At 57.5% G+C, this 22,941-nt stretch carries 7 protein-coding genes; 2 read left to right on the top strand and 5 right to left on the bottom strand.

Annotated features, from left to right (window positions below; translation table 11 throughout):
• Nucleotides 1-62: 62 nt before the first annotated feature.
• From NHH03_RS20000 to NHH03_RS19980, 5 genes are all read right to left on the bottom strand, one after another.
• A complete protein-coding gene (locus NHH03_RS20000; RefSeq protein ID WP_253158946.1) occupies nucleotides 63-3,977 on the bottom strand; it encodes a protein kinase domain-containing protein in 3,915 nt (1,304 codons plus the stop codon).
• Between the two features lie 34 nt (nucleotides 3,978-4,011).
• Nucleotides 4,012-5,217: a hypothetical protein gene (locus tag NHH03_RS19995; RefSeq protein ID WP_253158944.1), complete on the bottom strand. Its 1,206-nt coding sequence runs from the start codon at nucleotides 5,215-5,217 to the stop codon at nucleotides 4,012-4,014.
• Between the two features lie 3 nt (nucleotides 5,218-5,220).
• A complete protein-coding gene (locus NHH03_RS19990) occupies nucleotides 5,221-6,591 on the bottom strand; it encodes a hypothetical protein (protein WP_253158943.1) in 1,371 nt (456 codons plus the stop codon).
• Complete coding sequence (locus NHH03_RS19985) at nucleotides 6,584-7,354, bottom strand: SDR family oxidoreductase (RefSeq protein WP_253158941.1); 771 nt, start codon at nucleotides 7,352-7,354, stop codon at nucleotides 6,584-6,586. The genes NHH03_RS19990 and NHH03_RS19985 overlap by 8 nt, the downstream gene beginning before the upstream one ends.
• 174 nt (nucleotides 7,355-7,528) lie before the next feature.
• Nucleotides 7,529-16,240 (bottom strand): type I polyketide synthase, encoded by an 8,712-nt coding sequence (locus NHH03_RS19980; RefSeq protein WP_253158939.1) that lies wholly within the window; start codon nucleotides 16,238-16,240, stop codon nucleotides 7,529-7,531.
• Nucleotides 16,241-16,527: 287 nt separating this feature from the next.
• On the opposite strand from NHH03_RS19980, the gene NHH03_RS19975 reads away from it, so the two are divergent.
• Complete coding sequence (locus tag NHH03_RS19975) at nucleotides 16,528-18,249, top strand: B12-binding domain-containing radical SAM protein (RefSeq protein ID WP_253158937.1); 1,722 nt, start codon at nucleotides 16,528-16,530, stop codon at nucleotides 18,247-18,249.
• Between the two features lie 102 nt (nucleotides 18,250-18,351).
• Entirely contained in the window at nucleotides 18,352-22,935 is a 4,584-nt protein-coding gene (locus tag NHH03_RS19970) for a c-type cytochrome domain-containing protein (RefSeq protein ID WP_253158935.1), read from the top strand.
• Nucleotides 22,936-22,941: the final 6 nt, after the last annotated feature.

Genomic DNA, 22,941 nt, shown 5'->3' with positions numbered 1-22,941 from the left:
AATCGAGATCAGGCCGAATTCGAAACATCAAAACATCGGCGTTCCAACACCATTCTACCCGTTCACAACTGTCGCGTTGCATCGACCAGGTCGATCTGGAAATCGTCCAGGTAGAACGTCGATGATTTTGGATCCGAAACGATGATTTCGACGCGCAGTGGGACAGTGGTTTCATCACTGGCTGAAATCGAAAATTCATCCTGACACAATGCCCAATCGTCGCTGTTTGCGGGCATCGGGATTTTCAACAACGTTTGTTCATCCTGTGCGATTTGAATTTCAACAGCGCTGGTTTGGTTGCCGTTTGATTTGACAGTTGCCGTCAACCGATAACGATGCCCCGGCGTTGCCGGGATCGTTTGACGCAGTCGCCAATCCGACGTGGCGTGATCGGGCTGGGTGCGCTGGATCATCAACGATGAATTTCCACCATGGCTGATCGAGGAAGTGATCGCCAGCGGAGGGCTACCCGTGTGATCGCCAGCGGACAATCGATCATTGGAACGGATCGGTTGCAGTTCCCAATAACGTTCGATCGGCAATTCAAAATCGGCGCCCAGTAGGGGCAGCGTGGCCGGTGGATGATCGCTCGCGGAACGCAGGATTTGATTGACCGAGGCAACGGGCATTTCAGTGATCTGATCGAGGAAAAATTTTAACTCAGACAGCTGCTGTTTAATGGTCACTTGTTCTGCTGCCGGGATCGTTTTCTTTGAACGGCGGATCAACTGCGAGGCCTGCTGCCGTGTCATCTCGACAAATTGCGATAGATCGCAGGCCGGTTCCAATTGTCTCGCTTGGCGGATCGCGTCCAATGTTTCATCGAATTCGGCACGCGTCATTGCATTTTTTCCTAAACCCAACCAAGCCGTCGCGCGTAACCGATGCGAGACCTGTGCCCCGATGACTTGGCGATACCAACGATCAACCTGCGATGGATCGTTCTGTTTGTTCTGTTCTGCGATGCGAGCCGCACCGATCAGGCAGACCGCGTCGTCGGGCGATTGGGCGAGCGCCGCTTGGAAATGCTGTTGGGCCTGTTTCCGATTCTGATTTCGCAGCTGGCACCAACCGGCAACCCGGTGGGCTCGCCAATTGGTCGGGTCGAGTGAGACCGCTCGATCTGCCCATTGCAGCGCGGGGTCCAATTTTCCACGGACGTATTCCAAAGATGCGATCAACGCCGATCGGGTTCCCAGTGTGGGGTCAACGGCAGTCGCAGCGAGGATCTGGTCCGATGCTTGATAGGCAAACTCGATTGCTTCTGTCCGCCCGCGCAGTTCGTCCAAGTGATAGAACGGGCTGTCGATCGTCTTTTCCACATCGAACGCCAAGTCCACTGCTTTGAAAAATGCACCGATGGCCGCTTCGTCTTGTCCCAGTTCGATGGCGGTTGCACCGAGGTGCCAGTACACCCAGTGGGCAGCCGGCGCAAGTCGTCTGGCTTGGCTGGCGTCACGAAAACTGGCGCGCAGAAGTTCTCCGGCACGCTGCCGCTGACCGGCTGTGGCCGAGTGGTGATCCCGCATCAGTACGGCTTGCCGCAGTGCGACGGTCGAGCGATCGGCGTGGCCAAAGGCGGCATCGGGACGGATTGCGATACAGCGGCCGTACTCCGATCGCGCCAGTTCGTAGTGTTCAATCGCAGCATCGTAGTCGTCTTGGCGTTCTGAGTGCTGGGCCAACAAAAAGTAGGCTTGCGCAAGGGTCAACCGGATCCAATAGTCATCCGAGGCTTCGTCGGAGACACGGCGGAGGGTTTCCAGGGCAACGTTCAAGCAACGCAGGGAGGGTGAATCGGATTGCGGAGGGGCAAAGCGATCGCCATACCCGCTGAACCAAGACCGATAGGCTGGGTCGACGCTGGCAATCAAACTGAACACGGCCAACGAGCGGCCGTCATCTGGGTTCTGGGGCGGTCCCAGTTCACGAGCATCGATCCGTGTTCCGCGGCGCAAGCGTGCTGAGGCGATGCTGCCTAGCCAACGCGCCGCTTCACCCGGCCGAAACGTGTTGATCCGTTTCGTCAGTTCGACCGTCGCCTGAGCTTGGCTGGCGCCGACATTGGTCGACAGAAAACTGCGGATGATTTTTAGGATGCTGGGCATTCCGCCGGCCGAATCGCCGCCCATCGCGATCGCCATCTTTTTCAAATAAATCAAATCAAGCGCCGTTAGAATACGGTACACCTGCCAACGCAATCGGTCGCTTTGTAGGGGCGTTAAATCATCGTCGGGCAATTCCTGCCACCAGGTTTGGCTATCCCAAACCCCAAGTTGTTCCAATGACTCCTGAAGCAGAATCGCGGCTTCGGTATCGCGAGCCAGATGATCCAGGTCCTCACCGGATTTGTACAGGGATTCGAATTTGCCAAGCCGAATCAGTCGCTGCTGTTGGGCCAATCGTTTGTTTCGGCGCAGGGCCAACGAGTCTTGGTTTTCCATCCGATCCAAAGCGACGCCCAGCAGGGCCGCCGCATCGGCGTAGCGGCTGTCGCCGAGCGCGGCTTCGGCACGGTCGATCGCCGCATCGGCCGCCGCAACGGCTTCTAATCGACGCGTTTGTTCTTGTAGCTGAATCTGTTGCTGGTCGGCTTCTTTTTGGCGTGCTGCGACGACCTCACGCCGATTCATTTCTTGGCGAATTAGCAGCCCAGAAATGGTCGCCAACAGCGTCAGCAAGCAGCCGACCGCCAGCGCCGCACTGATCGCTCGGTTTTTGCGGGTCCAACGCAAGAGTCGATCCAGCGGCGGATCGGGAAAGACACTGACCGGTTGATCGTCCAGATAGTTCTGTAAATCGTCCGCCAACTTGCCCGGGCCGGAATATCGCTGCTGTGGATCGATCGCCATGGCTTTCATGACGATCGCCTGTAGCGGCCGAGGGACGTGGGGGCAGGCCGTCCCGGGAGGCTCAAATTCGCCGGCCAGGATCCGCCGGATCGTTGACTTCAAATCGGCTTGACCCATGTGTGGTGGTCTGCCAACAAGAACGAAATACAGCGTCGCTCCCAAACAATAGACATCTGCGGGAGGACCGATTTGCTCGGTTTTTCCAGCCGCTTGCTCAGGGCTCATGTAGCGCGGGGTTCCCATCGTGGTTCCCTGCTGAGTTTGTTCGACCGACGAATCGTTCGCCGACGGCGGACAGAGTGTTGCGTCGATTACCGATTGTTCCTGGTCAATTGCCGGTGACGTTGGACTGGGCGCGGCAGATTGGTCGATCCGCTTGGCCAATCCCCAGTCGACGACCAGTGTTTGGCCGTAAGCACCGAGCATGATATTGGCTGGTTTCAGATCGCGGTGAATGACATGTTTGCTGTGTGCATAGTCGATGGTCTGGCACACGTCGACAAAGTGGTCCAGCATGCGGCGCAGCGAAGCGTTGTCGTACCAGGTGCCTGGGGCAATGCATTCGGCGACCACTTGTTCCAACGTGCGACCACGAATGAACTGCATCGCATAAAAAGGACGCCCGTCGGCTTGGTCGCCCAATGAATAGATGGGAACAATTCCGGGATGTTCCAAGTACCCGGTGATCTCGGCTTCGCGTCGAAAGCGGGACTCCGCATGGAGATTGCCTGCCCATTCGGGACGCATCTGTTTGAGCGCGACTTCGCGCCCAAGTTGACGGTCCCATGCCACCCAGACTTCGCCCAGTCCGCCGAGTGCGTGCTTGCTGCGAATCTCGAATCGCGACGCATCGCTTGTCGGCGTGATCGCAGTGGCTTCGTTGCCCGATGGCGCATCGTCATTGCCCGTCGACCGGTGGCAGGACTGTGTCGCGGTGCCAGCCACTCCGGGAAACAACCCCGAGGATAGAAAACGGTCCTCGTCGGTTTGGATCAATGCCGCGATCAGCGATTCCGCCTTTTTCCGCAGCGCACTGTCGCCTGCACAGACGCTATCCAAGTAAGCCCGGCGCTTTTCCGGATCGTCCAAGGTGAGAGCGTGCGTTGCGATTTCATCAAGGTCCATCGAGATATCCTATCGGAATCGCTCGGACGCAGCACTAGAGCGCGGCGGTTTCGCTGGTGCCAACCAGTTTACCGAACTGGTCTAGGATTTCAGTCAGACTAACAGCGGGCCGCTCGCCGTCAGCCTGGCTCAAGCGGCGGATGGTTTCCATCGATAGAATCCCAGCGGATCGATATCGGATCCCACTGACGACCGGATCGGCCGGGTACATGCCCATCAACACGGTGCGATTGAATTGGATGTCGGCTGAAATCAATGGGACGGGGGAATTCAATCGCATTCCACGAGTTTCCAAACGATGCAGATTGGTTCTTGCATCACTGGTGACAAACACTTTGATTTCCGGTTCATCAGCCGTGCACTCCGGCGTCAGATGCAGCAACAATATTTCAGTGATCGTTTCTGCTCGGTCGGATGCACCGGTGACGGTCTGGTCTTTCTTGGCGAAGGTAAACGCCAATGCCAGCGTTCGACCGACGATGTCGCTGGCCGTTCCGGATTGATTCACATCCCCGACGACACCGAGAGCGCGAAATCGACTGACCGAGATTTTGATCATCGGTTCGGCATCAACCGTCATGCCGGGGCGATCGAGTTCAAAAAATGCGGCTTGGCAATCCGTACCAAAATAGGGGCGATTGTTGGCATCGTGATACAGCACCGGCTGGACCGCCAAACGGTGATCGGCAAAGTATTTGTTGACTTGGCCCCGCGTCACCGCAGGCAGTTTTCGTGGCCCGGATTGATCAAATTCCAATCCGATCGTCAGCACGGTCAGCCGTCCCAGTGTGCCCGTTTCACCCGGTCGCGGTTTGGAAAGCGGTGGGGAGACCGTGACACCGGAAACCAACAGCCGGCAGGCCCGGTCGCGTGAATTGGTGTACGCCTTGCGAACTTCCGAGCGCGCGTAGGGGAATTGACTGAACGAAGTCACCTCGTCGCGTGCCGGCGTGGCGCCGATCACGCCGACTCGCAGTGACAGCGGGCTGCGCCCCAAGTTCACTTCTTGGTCGCCGTCGAGTTCCGAGTCTTTGCTGGCGGTGGGGGCACCAAAGCTGCCGAGTGTCATCTCACGCAAGGCTTCGCGTTTGGCCAAGGCATCGGGGTCTTCGACCGTCTCGACCGTCGGTTGTTCGGCAACCGAGACATTGAATTGGTTTTGAACGACATAGGTTATCAAATAGATCGCCAGTGCAAGTCCAGCCAACACGGTCAGCAGTTTCAGATGTTTTTGGTCCATCGATCAGGTGTCCGACAAAGACGTGGATGTGAAAATCGAACGCGAAAAATGTTCAATCGAATGAGCGAGTAATTGAGCCGCTCGGTGACAGTGGGGCGACGGTGATGCAAAACGCAGGGACCATCCTATTGGTCCGCCCATCTCCCAGATCGTCACCGCGAGTTCACCACCGGCTTGCAACGGAGCCGACATGCCGACGTTGCGAATCGGTGTGTCACCAACGCACGCACCATCAACGAACCCGTACCGCCGGGAGAAACGAATGCTGGACAAACAGGTTAGGCTGGCCGTTGGCGTAAACCAACCCATTTGTTCGACCAGTCGCAGGGATCCGGGAATCTTTTCAACGGCGCCGATTCCATAGGCTAATTCACCGGCAATGCGAAGTGAACGGACGGCTTGGATCTGTTGGTGAACCGAATCCAAAATGCTGGCCGCGGTTTGATCCGCATCGATTCCTAATTCGTCGTGTCGACGGCGAACAAACGCGAAACCGAGATGGTTGGCCGAACTGCGGCGATTAGACCAGCGACGCATCTGAGTCGGATTCATCACCATCACATACTTTCCAGCTGCCGCGCAATGCGGCGAAACCTGGGCAATTGCATAGGCCGTCGCGGCGACCGCATAGTCGTTCAGGGGAATTTTGTGGTTTCGCAGCGCGATTCGTAGTTTGCCGGACAATTCTGCCTCCAGCTCAAACGCCCAGGTGTCCGAGGCCACCGAACGCAGTGGGTTGGCCGCGGTGGGGGCATCGCCGGATTCTTTGGCAACCGGATCAACGACGTCTTTGCTGACCCGGACGTTGCGGCCACGAATCGTCTGCCAGGTGTTCCGAAGATCTGGAAAAGTGGTTTCGCCGCGGCGGTCAGTTGGGGAATGGGCAGGTGATTCCCCACCGGACGGTGAGATTGATTGGCCATGAAGCTGGGCAAAGAACTCACCGATCACACGAGCGGCACCCACACCATCACAGGCACAATGATGGAAACGGAATCGGATGGCGGGATAGTCGGTGTTGTTGGACACCAGCAGGCAGGCGCCAACGCCCTGACGCACGTCCGGTGCGGGGACGGATGTCGGATCTGTCGTCGGTTCTAACGAAACGATATGAAAACACTTGGCGTCATCGATCGGCGCTGGCACCCAGTGCTGACGCTTGCCTGATCCGGTGAGTCGCCAAAACAGTCGATGGTGACCAGCGACAACCGCCACCCAGGCGTCCCGCAATGGATCGGGACCGACCACGCCGTCCAATTCCAGTGTCAAATCAAACACCATTCCGCTGCCGTGCGAAGAACGCGAAAAATATCGCTCGATCACGGAACTGGGCAACGCTACATCTCCATCGAAACGGCTGGCGTGATTAGACACGGATACTGACCCCACCGTCGACGACGATGGTTTGTCCCTGGATCAGATCGCTATCGGGGCCGGCCAGGAATGCGACGACATTGGCGATATCTTGTTCACTTAACCGACGCTGACCAACCATCATGCGATCACTTGCCGCATCAACTAAATCACTGGCACCGGGCATCGTCGCGATCGCTTCGGTCGCGATGATCCCGGGCAACACACAATTGAAATTGATGCCTCGGTCGCCGAGTTCCAATGCCAGATGTCGGATGAGCGATTCGAGTGCGGCTTTGGAAGCGCCGATGGCTCCGTAGTGAGGCACCGCCCACTGCGAACCATGGCTACTGACGGCAACCAATTTTCCATGGTGTTCCGACGCCGAGAGCGCTCGCGCGGTGGCTTGAGCGACCCACAGCACGGCCGAGGCATTGATCCGCAGGGTGGCTTCGAGATTCACCGGACTCAGGTCCATCAGGTCGCGAAACCCACCTGCCGCCGCATTGTTGACGACGATATCCAAGCCGCCAAATTGGTCCGTGACTTGATCGACCATCGCCGCCACGTCGTCTTTGTTGGAGACATCCGCGCGGACCAACATCAACGATCCGCCGACCGCATCGATTTGCTCCGCCGTTTGCACGGCTTGAGCTTCCGAATTCAGGAAATTGATCGCCACACTGGCGCCACGACGTGCAAGCTCCACGGCAATCGACCGGCCGATTCCTCGGCTGGCACCGGTGACAAGGGCTCGACGCCCGGCAAGGTCTTTGGAGGTCACTGTTTGGGCTGTTGGCGAATCGGTCGATGTTTACAAATGAGAACGCCCATTCTAGTTCGCCCCCCTGATTGGCCAACACCACCGTCGGCGGAGCGTTGATCGAAGGCGAATGAAACTTGGTCGAGTTTGGCGAATGTCCGGTTTGTTCGACTGTTAACGGTCTGGCGGAACCGGCTAGCCCAGCCAGCCAACCCGGTACCCGGTCAGTTCTGCGATCAGGTCGTTGTTCAGGCCAGCCGCAACGACGGACAAAATTCCACCGCTTTGATCCTCGGTTTCGGCCAGCCATCTCGCCACGACACGCAGCGGTTCACCGGGCTCAGGCAACCGTCCCAGGCGAATTTGTTCGATCGAAACCGGAAGACTGGCACGCCGCCCGACGAAGCCGGCCAACATCCCGGCGGCGTACAGCATCGCATCCATGGTCGCCGGCGATGTGATCCATCCCGACAATGGCCGGTCTTCACCCATCAAGTGCGCGGGGCTGGCGGCCACAATCGTCCCGATCGCGACGGGCATCGAATCCGATGCAGGATCGATTGTGAATCCGATGCTGCGCAAACAACGCAGCGACGGCCCGTGGTAGACCGCTGAATCGGGCGGCAGGTATTCAATCGGCTGCTGCGACAGTGAAATGTCGCGCAGCAATGCGTTGTCGTCTAGCTGATCCAACGTCGCTGAATCGGCAAAGTCCAGCGAGGCACAGAAATGTTTGCGCTGGGCTTCGACCAAACGACCATCGCGACGACGCAGGTCACAGGCCAGCGTCCAACGATTGGTTTCGGTGGGGTCACGAACCAATTCCACCGCAAACGCGTCCTCGCCGCTGACCTTGAGTGGTGCGATGGCACGCACGCCTTGGATGGCAGTGACCGTGGGGACGTTGCCACCAGAAAGAGTCTGCTGCAACAATCCGGCCTGGGCCAATATTTCGGTCGCGATCACCAACGGTAACGTGGGCTTTCCACCCACCAAATGCTCTTTCAAAAACAAGTCTCGCGCCGGGTCGAGTGTGACCGAAAACGATTCTGTGTCGGCTGGCAGATCGACATCGCCGCGACGTCGGTTCGGCATCAACAGCGGTGCTGCGAACGAACGGTCGTCTTCTCCGGAATGAAAGAATTTGCGGATGTAGCGACGGTCGGTGATCAAGACCTCGCTGGCATCGCCGCCCTGTTCCATTTCATTCAGAAAATGCGTCAGTCCGTCAGCGGCCGGCATGAATTTCATACCAATCATGTCCAACGCCAATTTGGCTTCGGGTTTGGTTGCCATGCCGACGTCACCCCAGGCGTGCCAGTGAAAGGTCACACACCGTGTTTGTGGGCGTTGTCGCCCGAGGTTTCCGATCAATTTGGCCAACATGTCATTGGCGGCGGAATAGTCGGTGTGCCCGTTGGCGCCAAAGCGTCCGCTGATCGAACCGAAGCCGACGAACCATTCCAGTGGATCGTTGCGGGTGGCGCTTGCCAGGGCGACGGTGCCGTCAATCTTGGCGCTCAAACATTGGTCGACTTTATCCGGGCGCTTTCGATCAAACCGTGCATCTTGTCCTGAACCGGCACCCTGGATGACGCCACGAATCGGACCATCAGTCGCGCGAATCGCTGCAACGGCGGCCTGCACCGCCGCCGGGTCGGACACGTTCACGCAATGATATTGGGCGCGGATTCCGCGTCGTCGGCATTCACACAGCGTCAAATCGATCTCGATCGCTTTCTCAAATTGACGCCAGAACTTCACCGGGTTTTCGCCCGCGGCCTGTTTCTGTCGCATCACCACCCGACGCAGATCACCGCGATCGCGCAAGGCGTGCTGGCGAGTTTCATCATCAATCTGCGGTGCCGGCGCCATGCCCAATAGGTGCAACTTCAAATCGTGCCGCTCGGCCAACTCCATCGCCGTCATGGCCGTGATCCCGCGCCCGCCACCGGCGACGATCCAATTGCCACCACGCGTCAACGGAAACCGTGTCGAACGCGCCGTAGTGGTGCCGAGGAGCGGAAGCGGTGCGTGAGTGACCGCCACAGCCGACCGCTGTTCCGCGGCCACCACGACTTCTTCGTCATAAGACGGAACCGCCAGTTCGCGCCAGATTCCATCCACGATCTCGTCAGCGCGACGGTCCTGGGCAGCATCGACGACCAGCATCGGTGTGTCCCTGTGGCCACGCATCCACGCTTCGATCAACATGGCTTTGGTCAGTCCCGCCATCGCACCGGATTCACTCGATCGGTTTTCCGGCGCAGTTTGTCCGGGTGGATCAAAACCAAACCACCCGCCGTTGCGGACCACTGTGACCAAACTGGATTGATCCATCCGATCATCATCAATCGCACGTTGCATCCAACGCTGGCAAATCCGGTACGGCACCTGAAGCGCGGACTGTCGTCGCCCGGTGAAGGCCGCGGGGTCATCCACCGACCAGTCGGCATCGGCGTCGTGAGCGGTGGTCAGGAATAAATGGGGTGTGACGCCCAACTGCCAAAGAGTGTCCAGTTCGTCGTCCAATCCATTGCATTCGGGACGACGTAATCGTTCCGTCGGCACACCCGATTGCGCCAGTCGATCCACGAGCGCATCGGCAATTTTGTTGTCGCCAACGACTAGAGCGGCGCCGCTGAATTGCGGCTCTCGAGGCATGCCATCACGGCGCGGCGCGGATCGCATTCGCAGCGTGAACCGGTGGGTCCCCTCGGACGGGACATCGATCGGCAAATCCGCGAGCAGGGACGCCGGTGGACTGTTTGTCGTCGAGCTAGCTAGCGGAGCAGGCGTTTTTTTTTTACGGCCCTCGACTTGGTCCATGATGAAATCATGGATCGACGCAAGTGTCGGGAAATCAGCCAATTTCAAGTCGCTTTGCTGAATCGGAGGCAATTCAAATTGCTGTTCCAATTCACCTAATAGCTGAGCACGTTTGATACTGTCCACGCCGAGTTCGGATTCCAAGTCGGCTTCCATGTCGATGATGGATTCATCGTATCCAGTTTGGTCAACCAATAAATCGATCATCAACTGACGCAGTGCGTCGGCATCAACATCGGTTGATGCGTCGGCGGTCGGTTGGCGAGTCTCCGGGGCGTTTACAGTAGCGCCCGACGGTGTGACTGCAGCGGGGATCGACGACGAGAAAGCTGGTTCATCGACTGGGATCAGCCGCAGAATATCGGCCATCGATTGGAACTCGGCCAGTTTGACATCTTGGGTCGTCAGCTCCAGCCCGGCCCATTGCACCAGTTCGCCGATCAACTGTGCTTTCTTGATGCTGTCTACGCCCAGTTCGGCTTCTAGATCCGCATCGAATTCAATGATCTCGGGCTCGTAACCCGTCAGATCAACCACCAAATCAAACAGGAACGAACGCGCCGCGTCGACGTTGGCGGTTGGTTTCGTCGCGGTTGCCACGGTGGCCCCAGCCAGAGTCTCCCCCGTTGGTTTGGCCGGAGCGATGGCGGGACGGGGCTGGTTGCCGCTCGGCATCCCCGGTTTGTCGCGTCCGTTGGCGTTGTCCGGGGCTCGCCGGCCGCGGCGGGTGACATCGATGACGCTGAAGCGGTTCGCTGCGGTCGCGGCGGCGGAGCTGGCCGATTTCGAGTGGTGGCCATTGGAGGATGGCATCCGCGTAGCGGGCGCGGCGGTTGACTGTCCGGAATTCGATGTGATCACGTGCGATGCGACGGGGTGCCGGGTGAACAGCTCGCTGGCCAATTCCACGAAACGTCGGTTGGTCGCGATGTCCAAACCCGGGTCGTCGGCGCTGATACAGATGGCTTGACTGCCAACGGTGGCCGCTGCTAATCGAGTCAACACGTTGCCGGGACCAACTTCCAACAACAGTCCACATCCGTCTGCAACCAGTCGGCTGACCGCGCCGCTGAATCCGACCGGTTGGATCAATTGATCGATCAGGTTGGCATGGATTTCACTTGGCTCGGCCAGGTAACGATTCTGGGTCGCTGATAGGAATCCGAATCGCGGCGGTCGTAGTCGTGCGCCGGATTGCCGAGCGGCCAACATCTCGCGGGCTGGCTTCATCGCCGGCGTATGAAACGCCGCCGGGACGGGGATCACGACCGAGGCAACGCCAGCAGCGGAAAGATTCGACTTTGCCGCGGCAATCGCTTCGGGGGTTCCAGCGATGACGGTTTGATTCGGCGAATTATGGTGCGTGATTACACAGGGGCTGTGGTGGGGGCGCAGGATCGAATCGACGAGTGACGGTTCACCGCGCACCGACAACAACTCACCGCGTGGACCGCCATGCATCGTCACCGCGTCGCTACGCGATTTGGCGAACTCAATCGCACCGCGGGTGGACATCACGCCGGCAGCCCAGGCCGCCGTGCATTCACCAAAGCTATGGCCGAGTACAACATCGGGGCGCATCCCGCTGCGCAACAGCGATTCGGTCAAAGCAGTACCGGTCGCCAACAACCAGGCCTGAGTCCACCAGACATCGCGTCCCAAGCGGGATTGGGGATCGTGCAGCCGATCGCCAACGGGTTCGAGTTGTAGAGCGGCTAAATGTTGGTCAAATTCGTGAATCGATTCCAAGCACTGTGGGTCCAAATCGAAGACGCGCGGAATGGCAGCGTATTGCGAGCCTTGGCCGGGGAACGTCCAAGCGACGCGAGTTCCCGTCAGCGGCCCCAATTTGACAAGCCCAGCACGTTTGGCGACGGTGCCACTTTGTCCGCTCGCCATCGGACCGCTCAACAACGCTTGGGCGGTTGATCGAATTTCGTCTTCGCTTGCCCCCGCAATCACCGCGCAGCATTCGCCGCCATCCTCTGAAGTTCGCTGATTTGCCGTTGTCGATCCCGTTTGGGCGACCGATTGAAGTTGGTCGCCCAGCGCTTGTGGATGGTGCGCGTGCAAACAGACCGACAGGACCGAATCAGACTTGCTGGCAGAATTCGTCACGGGAGAAACACGGGCCTTGATGTGGAATCGGCTTTGATCAGGGGCGTCCACGTGCTGTCGAGCAGACGTGGTGGATGCGGGTGATTGGTTCAGATCAGGGTGCGAGACACGGACATTGATTTGGTAACCATCGGAAGCAGTTTCGGTGATTGTTGCGGGTTGCCGCAGAGGTTTGTCCGCCGCAGCGATCGTCGTCGCGATGACTTGCACCAATCCGTGCCCACCGCCGAGGTGTCCGAGTTGATCCACAATCTTGTGAGACGAGATCGGATTGCCGCTCGGACCTGGATCGCAATCGTTGGCTCTCGCCGCGACCACATCCTCGGCAAACGTTTCGCTGATCGAGTCGATCGTGCCGAGAATCCGTCGGTTGGCTTTCCTGGCATCGGAAAGCCGTTGTAACAAAATGATTGCTACCCCTTCGGCAGGGAAGATGCGACCGGGATCACGCAGCAATTCTTGTCGCGAAGCAGAGGATGCCAGTCGTCCATTTCGGAATAATTGTTCCAATGCGACCAGATCCAGCGACCGTTGGGCCGTTCCACACAGTACGGCATCGACGTGTCCGGCGGCCAATTGTTCCGCGGCGGTCAGCATGGCCAGCCCACTGGATGCTTCGTCGGCATCCACCGCGCAGGCACCGCCCATCAAATCAAAGGTCCGTGCGATTCGCGATGCCAGCGTGCTGGCGGTGAATCCGCCGGTTTCATCCAGCAAAGCCGGATAGGCCGCGAGGGCTGTGCGGCGATAGGCTTCTGCCCATTGAGCGGCTTGTTCCTCTGCCACTCCCTGTGCAATCGCTGCACGCTGTAGGTGACGACAGATTTCTGGCAGTCGCAAACCGATTTGAAGTTCATTGCTGAATTGCCCGCCAAACATCGTCCCAATCGTGACGCCGACGCGTTTGCGATCGATCGACCAGTCGCCGTTGTCAAATTCATCGACCGCTTGGCGAACCGCCTCGATCAACATCAATTGTGCCGGGTTGGCATTGGCCACAATCTTGGGAGGAATCCGGTACGACTGTGCATCGAATTTAAAGTCTCGTACGTATCCGCCCATCGCGTGTGGCGCATGGTAGTCTGCATCGTCACGTCCCAGCCCAATCAACTTGCCGTGCGATGGGGCGTCCGAATCGATTGGCCAACGATCGGTTGGTGGCGGTTGTAGATGACTTTGTTCGCTGGACAGTAATTGTGCCAAGGCAGCGACGGACGCTGCACCGGGCAAGACCAATCCACGGCCCACAATTGCAATCGGCTCGTCGCGTTTCGCCCGTGATCGAACTCGCACCCGCTGGTCCCGCTTCGTTTGGCGGGACGTTCCGACTTGTTCAAACACGGCGTGGGCGTTTAGGCCACCGATTCCAAACGCGTTGACCGCGGCGATCCGACTGCGATCTCGGTCGGTGGCCTGCTGTGGCCAGGGACGAACCGCGTCAACCACATTAACCGATCCGTTTGCCCAGTCGAATGATGGAGTCGGTTGTTGGAAGTTGATCGACGGCGGGATCTCGCCGCGACGCATGGCGATCAAACATTTCACCAGCCCGACCAATCCGGCGGCTTCCAGCAAGTGGCCGAGGTTGCTTTTGACACTCCCGATTGGCAATTTGCCGCGGCATGTCTGTTTCAGCAACGTGTCCAAACTTTCCAGTTCCGTGGCGTCACCAATTTGCGTGCTGGTGGCGTGGCACTCCAAGTAATCGATGTCGAGCGGCGTGCTGTCGGGCACGGCTCGCCGCATCGCCATCTGTTGCCCTTCGCTGCGCGGTGCCCACAACCCTTTGCCCTTTCCGTCGGACGAAATGCCGACGCCATGTAGGGTGGCCAGCACCGGCATCCCTGCAGCAACCGCTACGCTGCGTTTGGCGATCACCACCGCAACGTAGCCTTCACTGCTGACCAAACCGCTGGCACGCGAATCAAACGGGTAAGACCCAACGGCGCTACAGGCACCGGTTTGAGAAAACAGGGCCAGGTTATCGACGTTATTAAAGGTCGCACCGCCGACGACAGCCAAATCCAAACGTCCATTGTTGATCGCCGTGGCCGCGTGGTGCAGCGCGATCAATGACGACGAACAAGCCGCATCGATGACTTCCCGGCGGCCACGGAATTTTAATAGCCTGGCCGTCAAGGATGCCGCGGAATAGGCGTTCAATTCGGGATCGCTGCGGTCGGTCCGTTGCGGACGGTCCCGGCGGATCGCCACGGTGACATCCTTGCGGACGCGGCGACGGACGGATTGGGGCACCGATTCAGCCGCGGTTTCCGAGACGAATCGTGTGGCCGCTTCGGCCAGTGTTGCCAGCGCAAGCGCTCCGCCCTGTTCGGTGCCACCGCTGTGTCCGACGAACACGCCAGCGCGCCCCAAGTCGATCGCGGGGCAGTTGCCCAAATTGGCGCGACCGATCGATGCATCGACCGCAGCTAAAGCGACCTGTGCAAATTGGCGATGCGTCAGATCAAACTGACCGAGAGTTTCGATTTCGCGTTCGATGGACAGGTCGCTGGGACGAGGATCAACACAACCGCCGATTTCGGTGTACGTTTTGCCGGGCGTTCCGGGCGTCGGATGTAGATACAGTTCTCGATCGAGTCGATCGGGCGGAAGCCGGGTGATGGCTGATTCACCGCGGTACAACAACTGTTCGAATTGATGGGCGTCGTCGATACCACCGGGCAATCGAACTTCGTAGCCACACAGCACCACATCGTCGCCGTCTTCGGAATCGGGTTTGAATTCGGACTCGGTGCTGACCGGTTGGCTGATTCGCGACGAGGATTGCTGGACCGAGGAATACTGGGACCTTAACATCGCGGCCGGTTTCGGTGCCGACCAATTGTTGACCATTTCCAACAACACGTCCGTGCTGATTTTTGGCGGCGGTGGCAGCGGCGTTTCGGCAATGACCCGATCGATGTGACGACGATCAAAAACCGGGTCGTCGCGAAAGTAGGGCAGGAAGGTCGCGACAAAGGGTGCCGCGATCTTGTCAATTGCTACGCGCTGGGTAGCCGGCGACACCGGACGTGCCGATGCCTGTCGCGCCGATGTCGGGCGTGATGCCAAGTAGTCTGCGGTTGCACAGCGGAACGCAGCGTCCAAGTCACGGATCGCGGTTCCGCCATCGGCCGTCAAATGATAGGTCTGGCCGTGATAGGCCGGATCGGAAAGAATCGTTTCCAGCGCGGCTGCGATCCAGTGGACATCGACAAGATTCTTTCGTTCCTGACCGGCGAAGCCCAGATCGCGAAACCACTGGCCATCGGCGGGCAACCCAAATCTCGCCGCCAACATTTGGTACATCGAAAACGCGCCGTAGATCGTTCGGTCACCGGAAACCGGGGTCAATCCGATCGGATCGATCACGATGGAGGGACGGTACACGGTCAACGAACGAGTGCCGGGGCGGTCGGTTAACCAAGTTTGACGCAGCAACTGTTCAGCTTGGACCTTGCTGCATTCGTAGTCGTTGGCAAATGCTTGCCCCACATCCGCGTCGGTTTCCAATACCCGTCCGCTGCGTGTGCCACAGACGTAGGCTGTCGAGACATGGTGAAATTCGTTGATGTTGCACTGCCGCGCCAATCGCAACACGTTCTCGGTGCCGCCCAGATTGGTGCGATAGGGTTCTCCGTCGGCGTTGTCGGCGGCGGGGGCAAAACTCAAACTTGCGGCGCTGTGCAGAATGGCGTCGCAGTTGCTGTTGATCCACGCCGTTGCAATCGTGTCGAGACCCAATTGGGGTTGATTCAGATCGCCACGAAATACGATCGGACGGCGGAGCGTCGTCTGCCAGTGTTGCTCGAACGGGGCCAGAACCTGGTCGATCCGCTGTTCGGCAGACCATTTGCCTTTCTCACGTGCGATCACCGCACAGCGACGACCGGATCGTATCAATCGCGCCAGGACGCTGGCGCCGACCATACCGGTTGCTCCGGTGATCAGGAGCATCGATTGGGATGGATTGCGCTGCATGAAGAATCGTAGGACAAGGAAATCCTGTGACGAAATGAATTGCCTCAGATTTGGCCAGTCTATTCGTGATGAATTGAAAGTAAATCATGTCCCGGGAAAGCTCGCAAATACGGATTCGCTCGCCCCGGGCTGTAGGGACGCGATAACGGTGCCGCCACCGCCGTTGGCGTCGCATTTTGGAGGTTTCCGCTGTAATCCAAATTCATGCAACTAGACTTTCCGCAAACGCTTTGCACGCTCTCAAGCAACAAAAATAGCACACAATGTCAATCGATTCGCCGCGAATTCAGTTGCCGGCAAGCCCCGACCAGTCGTTGCGTTGTCTGTTGATCCAGCCCGAATTTGAGCAAACCAACTACTGGAATTTTGTCGAAAGTGCCAAAGCCATCGGTGCCAAAGCCACTGCGCCGCCGCTGGGGTTGATGACAGTGGCGGCGCTCTTGCCGCAATCTTGGCAATTTCGTTTGGTCGATCTAAACGTCGCGCCGTTGTCCGACCAGGACTGGGAGTGGGCCGATTTGATCTGCACCGGCGGCATGTTGCCCCAGCAGCCCGGTATTCTGAATTTGGTGCGTCGTGCCAACAGCGACGGAAAATTTGTTGCCGTCGGCGGACCCGATCCGACGAGCCAACCACAAATCTACGAGCAAGCCGATGCGGTGGTGATGGGAGAAGGCGAAGCAACGATCGGGATGTGGTTGGATGCCTGGCGCAGCGGCAATCCCAACGGAGTGTTCGAATCGGTGACCAAGCCGGACGTGACCAAAACACCGCCCCCACGATTTGATCTGATTTCGTTCGACGATTATTTGCACGTCGGACTGCAAACTTCGCGAGGTTGTCCCTACAACTGCGAGTTCTGTGACATCATTGAACTGTTCGGCCGACGCCCCCGAGTCAAGACGCCCCAGCAGTTCATTGGCGAATTAGACCAGCTGTACAATGCCGGCTATCGCGGTTGGGTGGATTTCACGGACGACAATTTCATCGGCAATCGCAAATTGATCAAACCCTTACTGCTCGCACTCAAAGAGTGGAACAAGTCACACCGCTATCCCTTTGTCTTTTCGACCGAAGCGAGTTTGAATCTGGCTGACGACAAAGAATTGCTGGAATTGATGCAAGAGACACAGTTTCGTTATGTCTTTTTAGGCATCGAATCTCCCGATGAAGAAACGCTGATTCACACCCAGAAAAAGATCAATACCGTCGCTCCAATCATCGATCGCGTGAGAACGATCTATGATCACGGGATCTCGGTCGCAGCCGGATTGATTATCGGATTTGATACCGAAAAACCTGGGACCGATCGGCCGATGATTCGGTTCATTCAAGAGAGCGGGATCTCGTTGGCAATGGTTGGACTATTGAGTGCGTTGCCCAACACCCAACTGACACGTCGACTCAAACGAGAGCGGCGGTTGATCGATGCCAACCATCAATGGATCGACGACCCGAATGTGTCCTACGAACTGCGCAGCAATGAGTCCAAGGACCAGACCGCTAGCGGATTGAACTTTGTCACGATGCGTGACCGAGTGGAAATCTATCGTGAACTACGGTCGATCATTCGCGCGGTGTATGCTCCGGACGCCTTTATGGCTCGTGTCATGGACACGACAAAACGAATGAAGATTCGCAACAAACACATTCCCAATCGTTGGGAGTTTCGACGGATGTTCCGCGGATTTCGAACCATTGCTTGGCGAATGCTTGCCGATCGGCGAACACGCTGGTTGTACGTCAAGAACTTCTTGCGCGCGGCGATGATGGGGCCGACGAAGTTCGAGTATGCGCACACCATCATGGGCAGTTATCTGCACTTTGATGGACAAACCCAAAAGATCCTGGTCGCGCTGGATCAATCGATCGAATTCGCGGAAAACCATGCGACCTATCCGATGAGCGTGGCTGAGATTCCACCGGAAACAAGAACGATCGAATTGCCGGTTTCGTCCTGCACGAGTATTGGACAATCGCTGTGAGTGGGATCTTTGACCAGATCCGCTACGGATTGGTCTTGAGGTCGACGTGGCTCGCGTCGTGGTATGATTGCGACTCAACTTTTTCGCGTTGGGTGGCCCAAAATGAATCTGTATCAAAAATGGCTTGGTATTTCGGTTGCTGACAAGTCTCCCGATTTCTTTCAGTTGTTGGAGATCAGCCGCGAGGAACGCGATGTTGAAACCATCAAGGCGGCCGCCCTGGTACAGATTCAAAAGTTGCAACAGTATCGGAATGGGCCAGATGCCGAGAAGTGCGCGAAACTGATCGCGAGGGTCAAAAAGGCCTATCAAGTCCTCGCCAATCCAACGCTGCGTGACGAGTATCTGAAACGATTGCAGGCCGCCGAACAGACTGCCCAACAGGGCGCCAAACAAACCGTCAAACAAGCGCCCGCGGATCGCCCGCCAGCAAAGGCACCGGCTGGGGGAAAAACAAACCGCCCAAAACAGTCGATCGCACCGCAACCGGTGGCGACTGCAGCGAGTGATCTGAAACAGGATCCGGCGAACAAACGCAGCATGGTAGTCCCGGCGATCGCCGTGGCAGCGATCGTGCTGGTCGCCGGCGGCCTGGGATTGACGCGGTTCCTATCCGGTTCTGCCGACCCGGCCGCTACCACTGCAACGACGATGCCGGCGGTCCGCTCGCAGCAGAATTCTTCTGCCGAACCATTGGTTGCTGAACCGTCGCCCAGCGTCGATGACACCCAGCCAAGGGAATCCATTGTCGAGCCCACTGAACGGAACCAGCCCACTGAACGGAACCAGCCCAGCGAATCGGAGGATCCTGGCGGCGTTGACGCAACAGCATCCGTTGCCGTCAACGACTCGGTCGCTGCTGCCGAACAAACAGTCGAAACCGAAGTGACAGACGTATCGATGTCGGCAAACGTCGTGACGGCGTCCAGCCAACTTGCTCGGTCTGTCTTGGCAAAACACTGTTTTCGCTGTCATGGTGAAAACGAAACGGATGAAGGCGGGTTCGGTTTTGTCCTCAATCGCGAGAAATTGATTTCCTCTGGATATGTCCGTCCGCGTGACCCCACGCAGTCTCTACTGCTCGAGCGGATCACATCAAAGGATTCTCCGATGCCGCCTGAGGGGGAACAGCCACGGCCAACTGCGGAAGAAACCAGCGTGATTGAAAATTGGATTCATGGCGGTGCCGAGGCGTTTGAAGAATCCACGCCGATGCCGTTTCTAGCAAACGATGAAAAGTATCGTTTGATCGCCACCGATCTGGAGCAGGTTGAAAAACGTGATCGCGCGTTCCAGCGGTATTTCACTGTTGATCATTTGGCCAATGCCGGCTATTCCGCAGAGGAACTGAGTGTCTACAAGCGGGCGCTTGCAAAGTTGCTGAATAGTCTCTCGTGGAACCGAAAGCTGGCACAACCAGCGGCGGTTGGAACGACAGGGGCGATCTTTCGAATTGATCTGCGAGATTTGAAATGGACAACGGACAGCTGGCAACAGATTCTTCAAGGCTATCCCTACGGAGTTTTGTTTGATTCGCTCGCTGCGTCCTATGTACGCAACGAAACGGGCTGTGAAGTTCCTCTCGTTCGCGCCGACTGGTTCGTTGATTCTGCGTCACGTCCGCCGCTCTACCATACGCTGGCTCAAATCCCTGCGACCGATCGAGAGTTGGAGCAATTGCTGCGAGTCAATGTAAAAGAAAACATTGATCAGGCTCGGGTGATGCGAGTCGGATTCGCACGGTCAGGCGTCTCTCAGCACAATCGCATGATCGAACGTCACGAATCGATTTTTGGCGCCTATTGGAAAAGCTATGATTTTGCCGGATCAACCGGACGGAAAAACCTGTTTGAAAACCCCCTGGGACCGGGGACGATCAACGGAACCTTTGACCATGATGGTGGCGAAATCATCTTTCAGTTGCCCAACGGAATGTTGGCTTACATGCTGACTGATAGCGCTGGCAATCGAATTGACAAAGGCCCAACGAGCATCGTCAGCGACCCTCGCCAGCCCGATCGCGCGGTCGTCAACGGCGTCTCGTGCATGTCCTGCCACTATGGCGGTTTTATCCAAAAGGCCGACGAGATTCATCCTCATGTGCTGGCCAACCAGGCGGCCTATTCCCGTCACAAAGAAATTAGTGCGTTGTATGGGAATGACCAAAAGGCGCAGGACGCGATGAAAACCGACACCCAACGGTACCTGACCGCGTTGTCGAGCGATCAGATTCAAATGCCGCGTCCGACCCGCGCTGGCGAACCGATCGTCCTGGTTTCCACTCGCTACAGGAACGAGATCGATGTGCAACTTGCGGCGGCGGAGTTGGGGCTACCGCTGGAAACGTTTGCTGTCCAGCTCGGCAACATCGCTGTGGCGGATCTGAGTCGCAAGATTGGCGTGTGGAAAACGACCGGCGGTGTCGTCAAACGCGAAACCTTCCAACAGGTCTTTGGCAGATTGACACAAGAGTTGGGCCTTGGCGCTGTCGCGTTGGTTGCAACCCCGGTCGCTGTGAAAGAACCTGTCGCGGCAGACCCACCCGGCCCGGCCCGTCTCTCCAATCTTCCCTTCGGCGTGAATCCCGCTGTCGCGGATGCGGCATTTTCGGCGGCTCAACGCTCGCAGCATTCTCGCGACTCGAAAGAGGCGGAAAAACTTTTCGTGGAAGCGATCCGAACGGCGGTGAACCTTCGGTACCGGATCCAGGCCTGTGAACAAGCGATTGGAGTGTTCGAACGCTCCGATCGAGTCGAGTTGTTGATTGACGCTCACAAGATCATTCTCGATGCCTGCCGCAACCCGGCGGAGATCGAGCGAGCGCGAGTCAATTTTTATCATTCGCTAATCCGATTTGTACAAAAATCTTCGAACAGGTTCAGATCAACCAATGGTCAAACGCTTAGCAACAGTGGGAGTTGGGGCGGGGATTTCCCCAGTTCGGTTTCCACTGCGATCGCGATGACCTTTGAACCGCAGTTGCAGAAAACGCCAGATCATGAAGCCACTCTGCGGGTGCTGCAAAGCTACTATCAACGCATCAGCGAGCATCCAAAGAAGCGACTTGCCGTGCTGTTGCAACTTCAGGAAAACCACCACAAACGTGGCGCAACACTTGATCTCGAATCGACGATGGATCTGGCCACGCTACTGGCCGAATCCGGTGAGAACGCCCAAGCGGCTCAGATCTATTCGACACTTGGGGATCAATTTACCGGGTCTAGGGCGGCAGCATTCTTGTTGTTGGAAGCCAACTGTTGGATCGCTGCGAAGGAATCGTCAAAGGCTGAGGTGGCGCTGAACAAGTCGTACAAGCAATCTTTGAGCGACCAAAAGATCACCATCACCGGACTGCAAATGGCACAGATCGGCGACGCCTACAGCGCCATTGATCAGACCGACCAGGCCGTCGAAAGCTACAAGCGGGCACTGCGATTCGAGAAGAGTCCCACACAGTCTCAACTGGTCCAGCAGAAACTTGCAAAACTGGTCGCTGCCTCACGGCCCGCCGCTTCGGTACCGCAGGTGGAGGAGTCGATGGACGATCTGTTGGATCCTAAACGCAAGTTTCGGTTGGAAGCCCAGAACTTGGAAGATCGTTCGTCCGGCGGTGCACTGAGTGTCTTTCTAGCGATGACCGCTGCGGCCGATGCCTGGATCAAAGCCGAGGACGCCGAACGAGCCCAAAAAGCGTTGGTCAAAGCCGTTGCCGCAGCGCGCCGCATCAAGGATTACAGCACGCCGCAAAACCATGCAAAATTGGCAGATCTGTTTCGCCGCAATCATCAAAACCAAGCGGCAATGGACCACTATTTTCAAGCGCTTCGGTTTGCGAAATCCGCTGCAGAAATCGACAGGTATCAAATCGAAATCGATGCGTTGGTTGAAAGCGATCCGACGTTGAACCCGGCCGACGATGCCGCGTTATTGACCGATGCCAATTACAAGTATCGCGTCCAGGCGCGCCAGGCCGAAGAACAGAAGTCGTATGATGCTCAATCCAAGGCCCTGAATTTAATTCGTGCCTGTGGATTTTGGCATGATGCCGGTGATCCAGAAGACGTGCTTCGTTGCGGCGAGCTGGCGGAGGCATCGATCGCAAAAATGGTTTCTGATTCGCCCTATCCGCCACAGGAAGGTCACTATGCTCAGCTAGCGAAAATCTATGTCGAGGCCGAATTGCATGAACCCGCCGTGCGTTGTTTCATGGCCGCGCTTGCGTTTGCCGCTCGTGACGACCAGGCCGTGACGTACCACCAACAGGCCACCTCGATTGCCGAACGTCACTCTATCGCCATGCCGAAACTGGATGAACAGGCCGCTGCAAAACTGGATCCACTGAACCGTTTTCGTGTCCAGGCGCGCAAGGACGAGCAATCCGCCACGCAACAAACCGGATCCGGTTTGTTGTATCAACTGAAATCCGCCGCCAAGAACTGGATCAAGGCCGATGAAACGGCCGAAGCGACCCGAGTCGTAAACCTGTATGTACGAGAGGTTCTAAAGGATCCCAGCGATTCCAGTTTCGAACGCAATTGTGTCGAAGCGGGGGATCTGTACCTGCAACTCGATCGCAAGGATACCGCGCGGAAGTGCTACGAAGAAGCGATCAATGCATGCAAGTATGATTCCCGCAAACGGTCGATCCAACGAAAGATTGACGCGCTAAACGATGGGGGTGAATAGGATTTG

The organism is Stieleria tagensis, assembly GCF_024129865.1.
GTDB lineage: Bacteria > Planctomycetota > Planctomycetia > Pirellulales > Pirellulaceae > Stieleria > Stieleria tagensis.
The sequence above is the reverse complement of the archived record's forward strand: the minus strand, read 5'-3'. Positions and strand labels throughout refer to the sequence as shown.

Bases quoted from the DNA above. Each gene is read 5' to 3' on its own strand.
- NHH03_RS19995 (WP_253158944.1), bottom strand. From the start codon at position 5,217: ATGGACCAAAAACATCTGAAACTGCTGACCGTGTTGGCTGGACTTGCA.
- NHH03_RS19970 (WP_253158935.1), top strand. From the start codon at position 18,352: ATGAATCTGTATCAAAAATGGCTTGGTATTTCGGTTGCTGACAAGTCT.
- NHH03_RS20000 (WP_253158946.1), bottom strand. From the start codon at position 3,977: ATGGACCTTGATGAAATCGCAACGCACGCTCTCACCTTGGACGATCCG.
- NHH03_RS19975 (WP_253158937.1), top strand. From the start codon at position 16,528: ATGTCAATCGATTCGCCGCGAATTCAGTTGCCGGCAAGCCCCGACCAG.
- NHH03_RS19980 (WP_253158939.1), bottom strand. From the start codon at position 16,240: ATGCTCCTGATCACCGGAGCAACCGGTATGGTCGGCGCCAGCGTCCTG.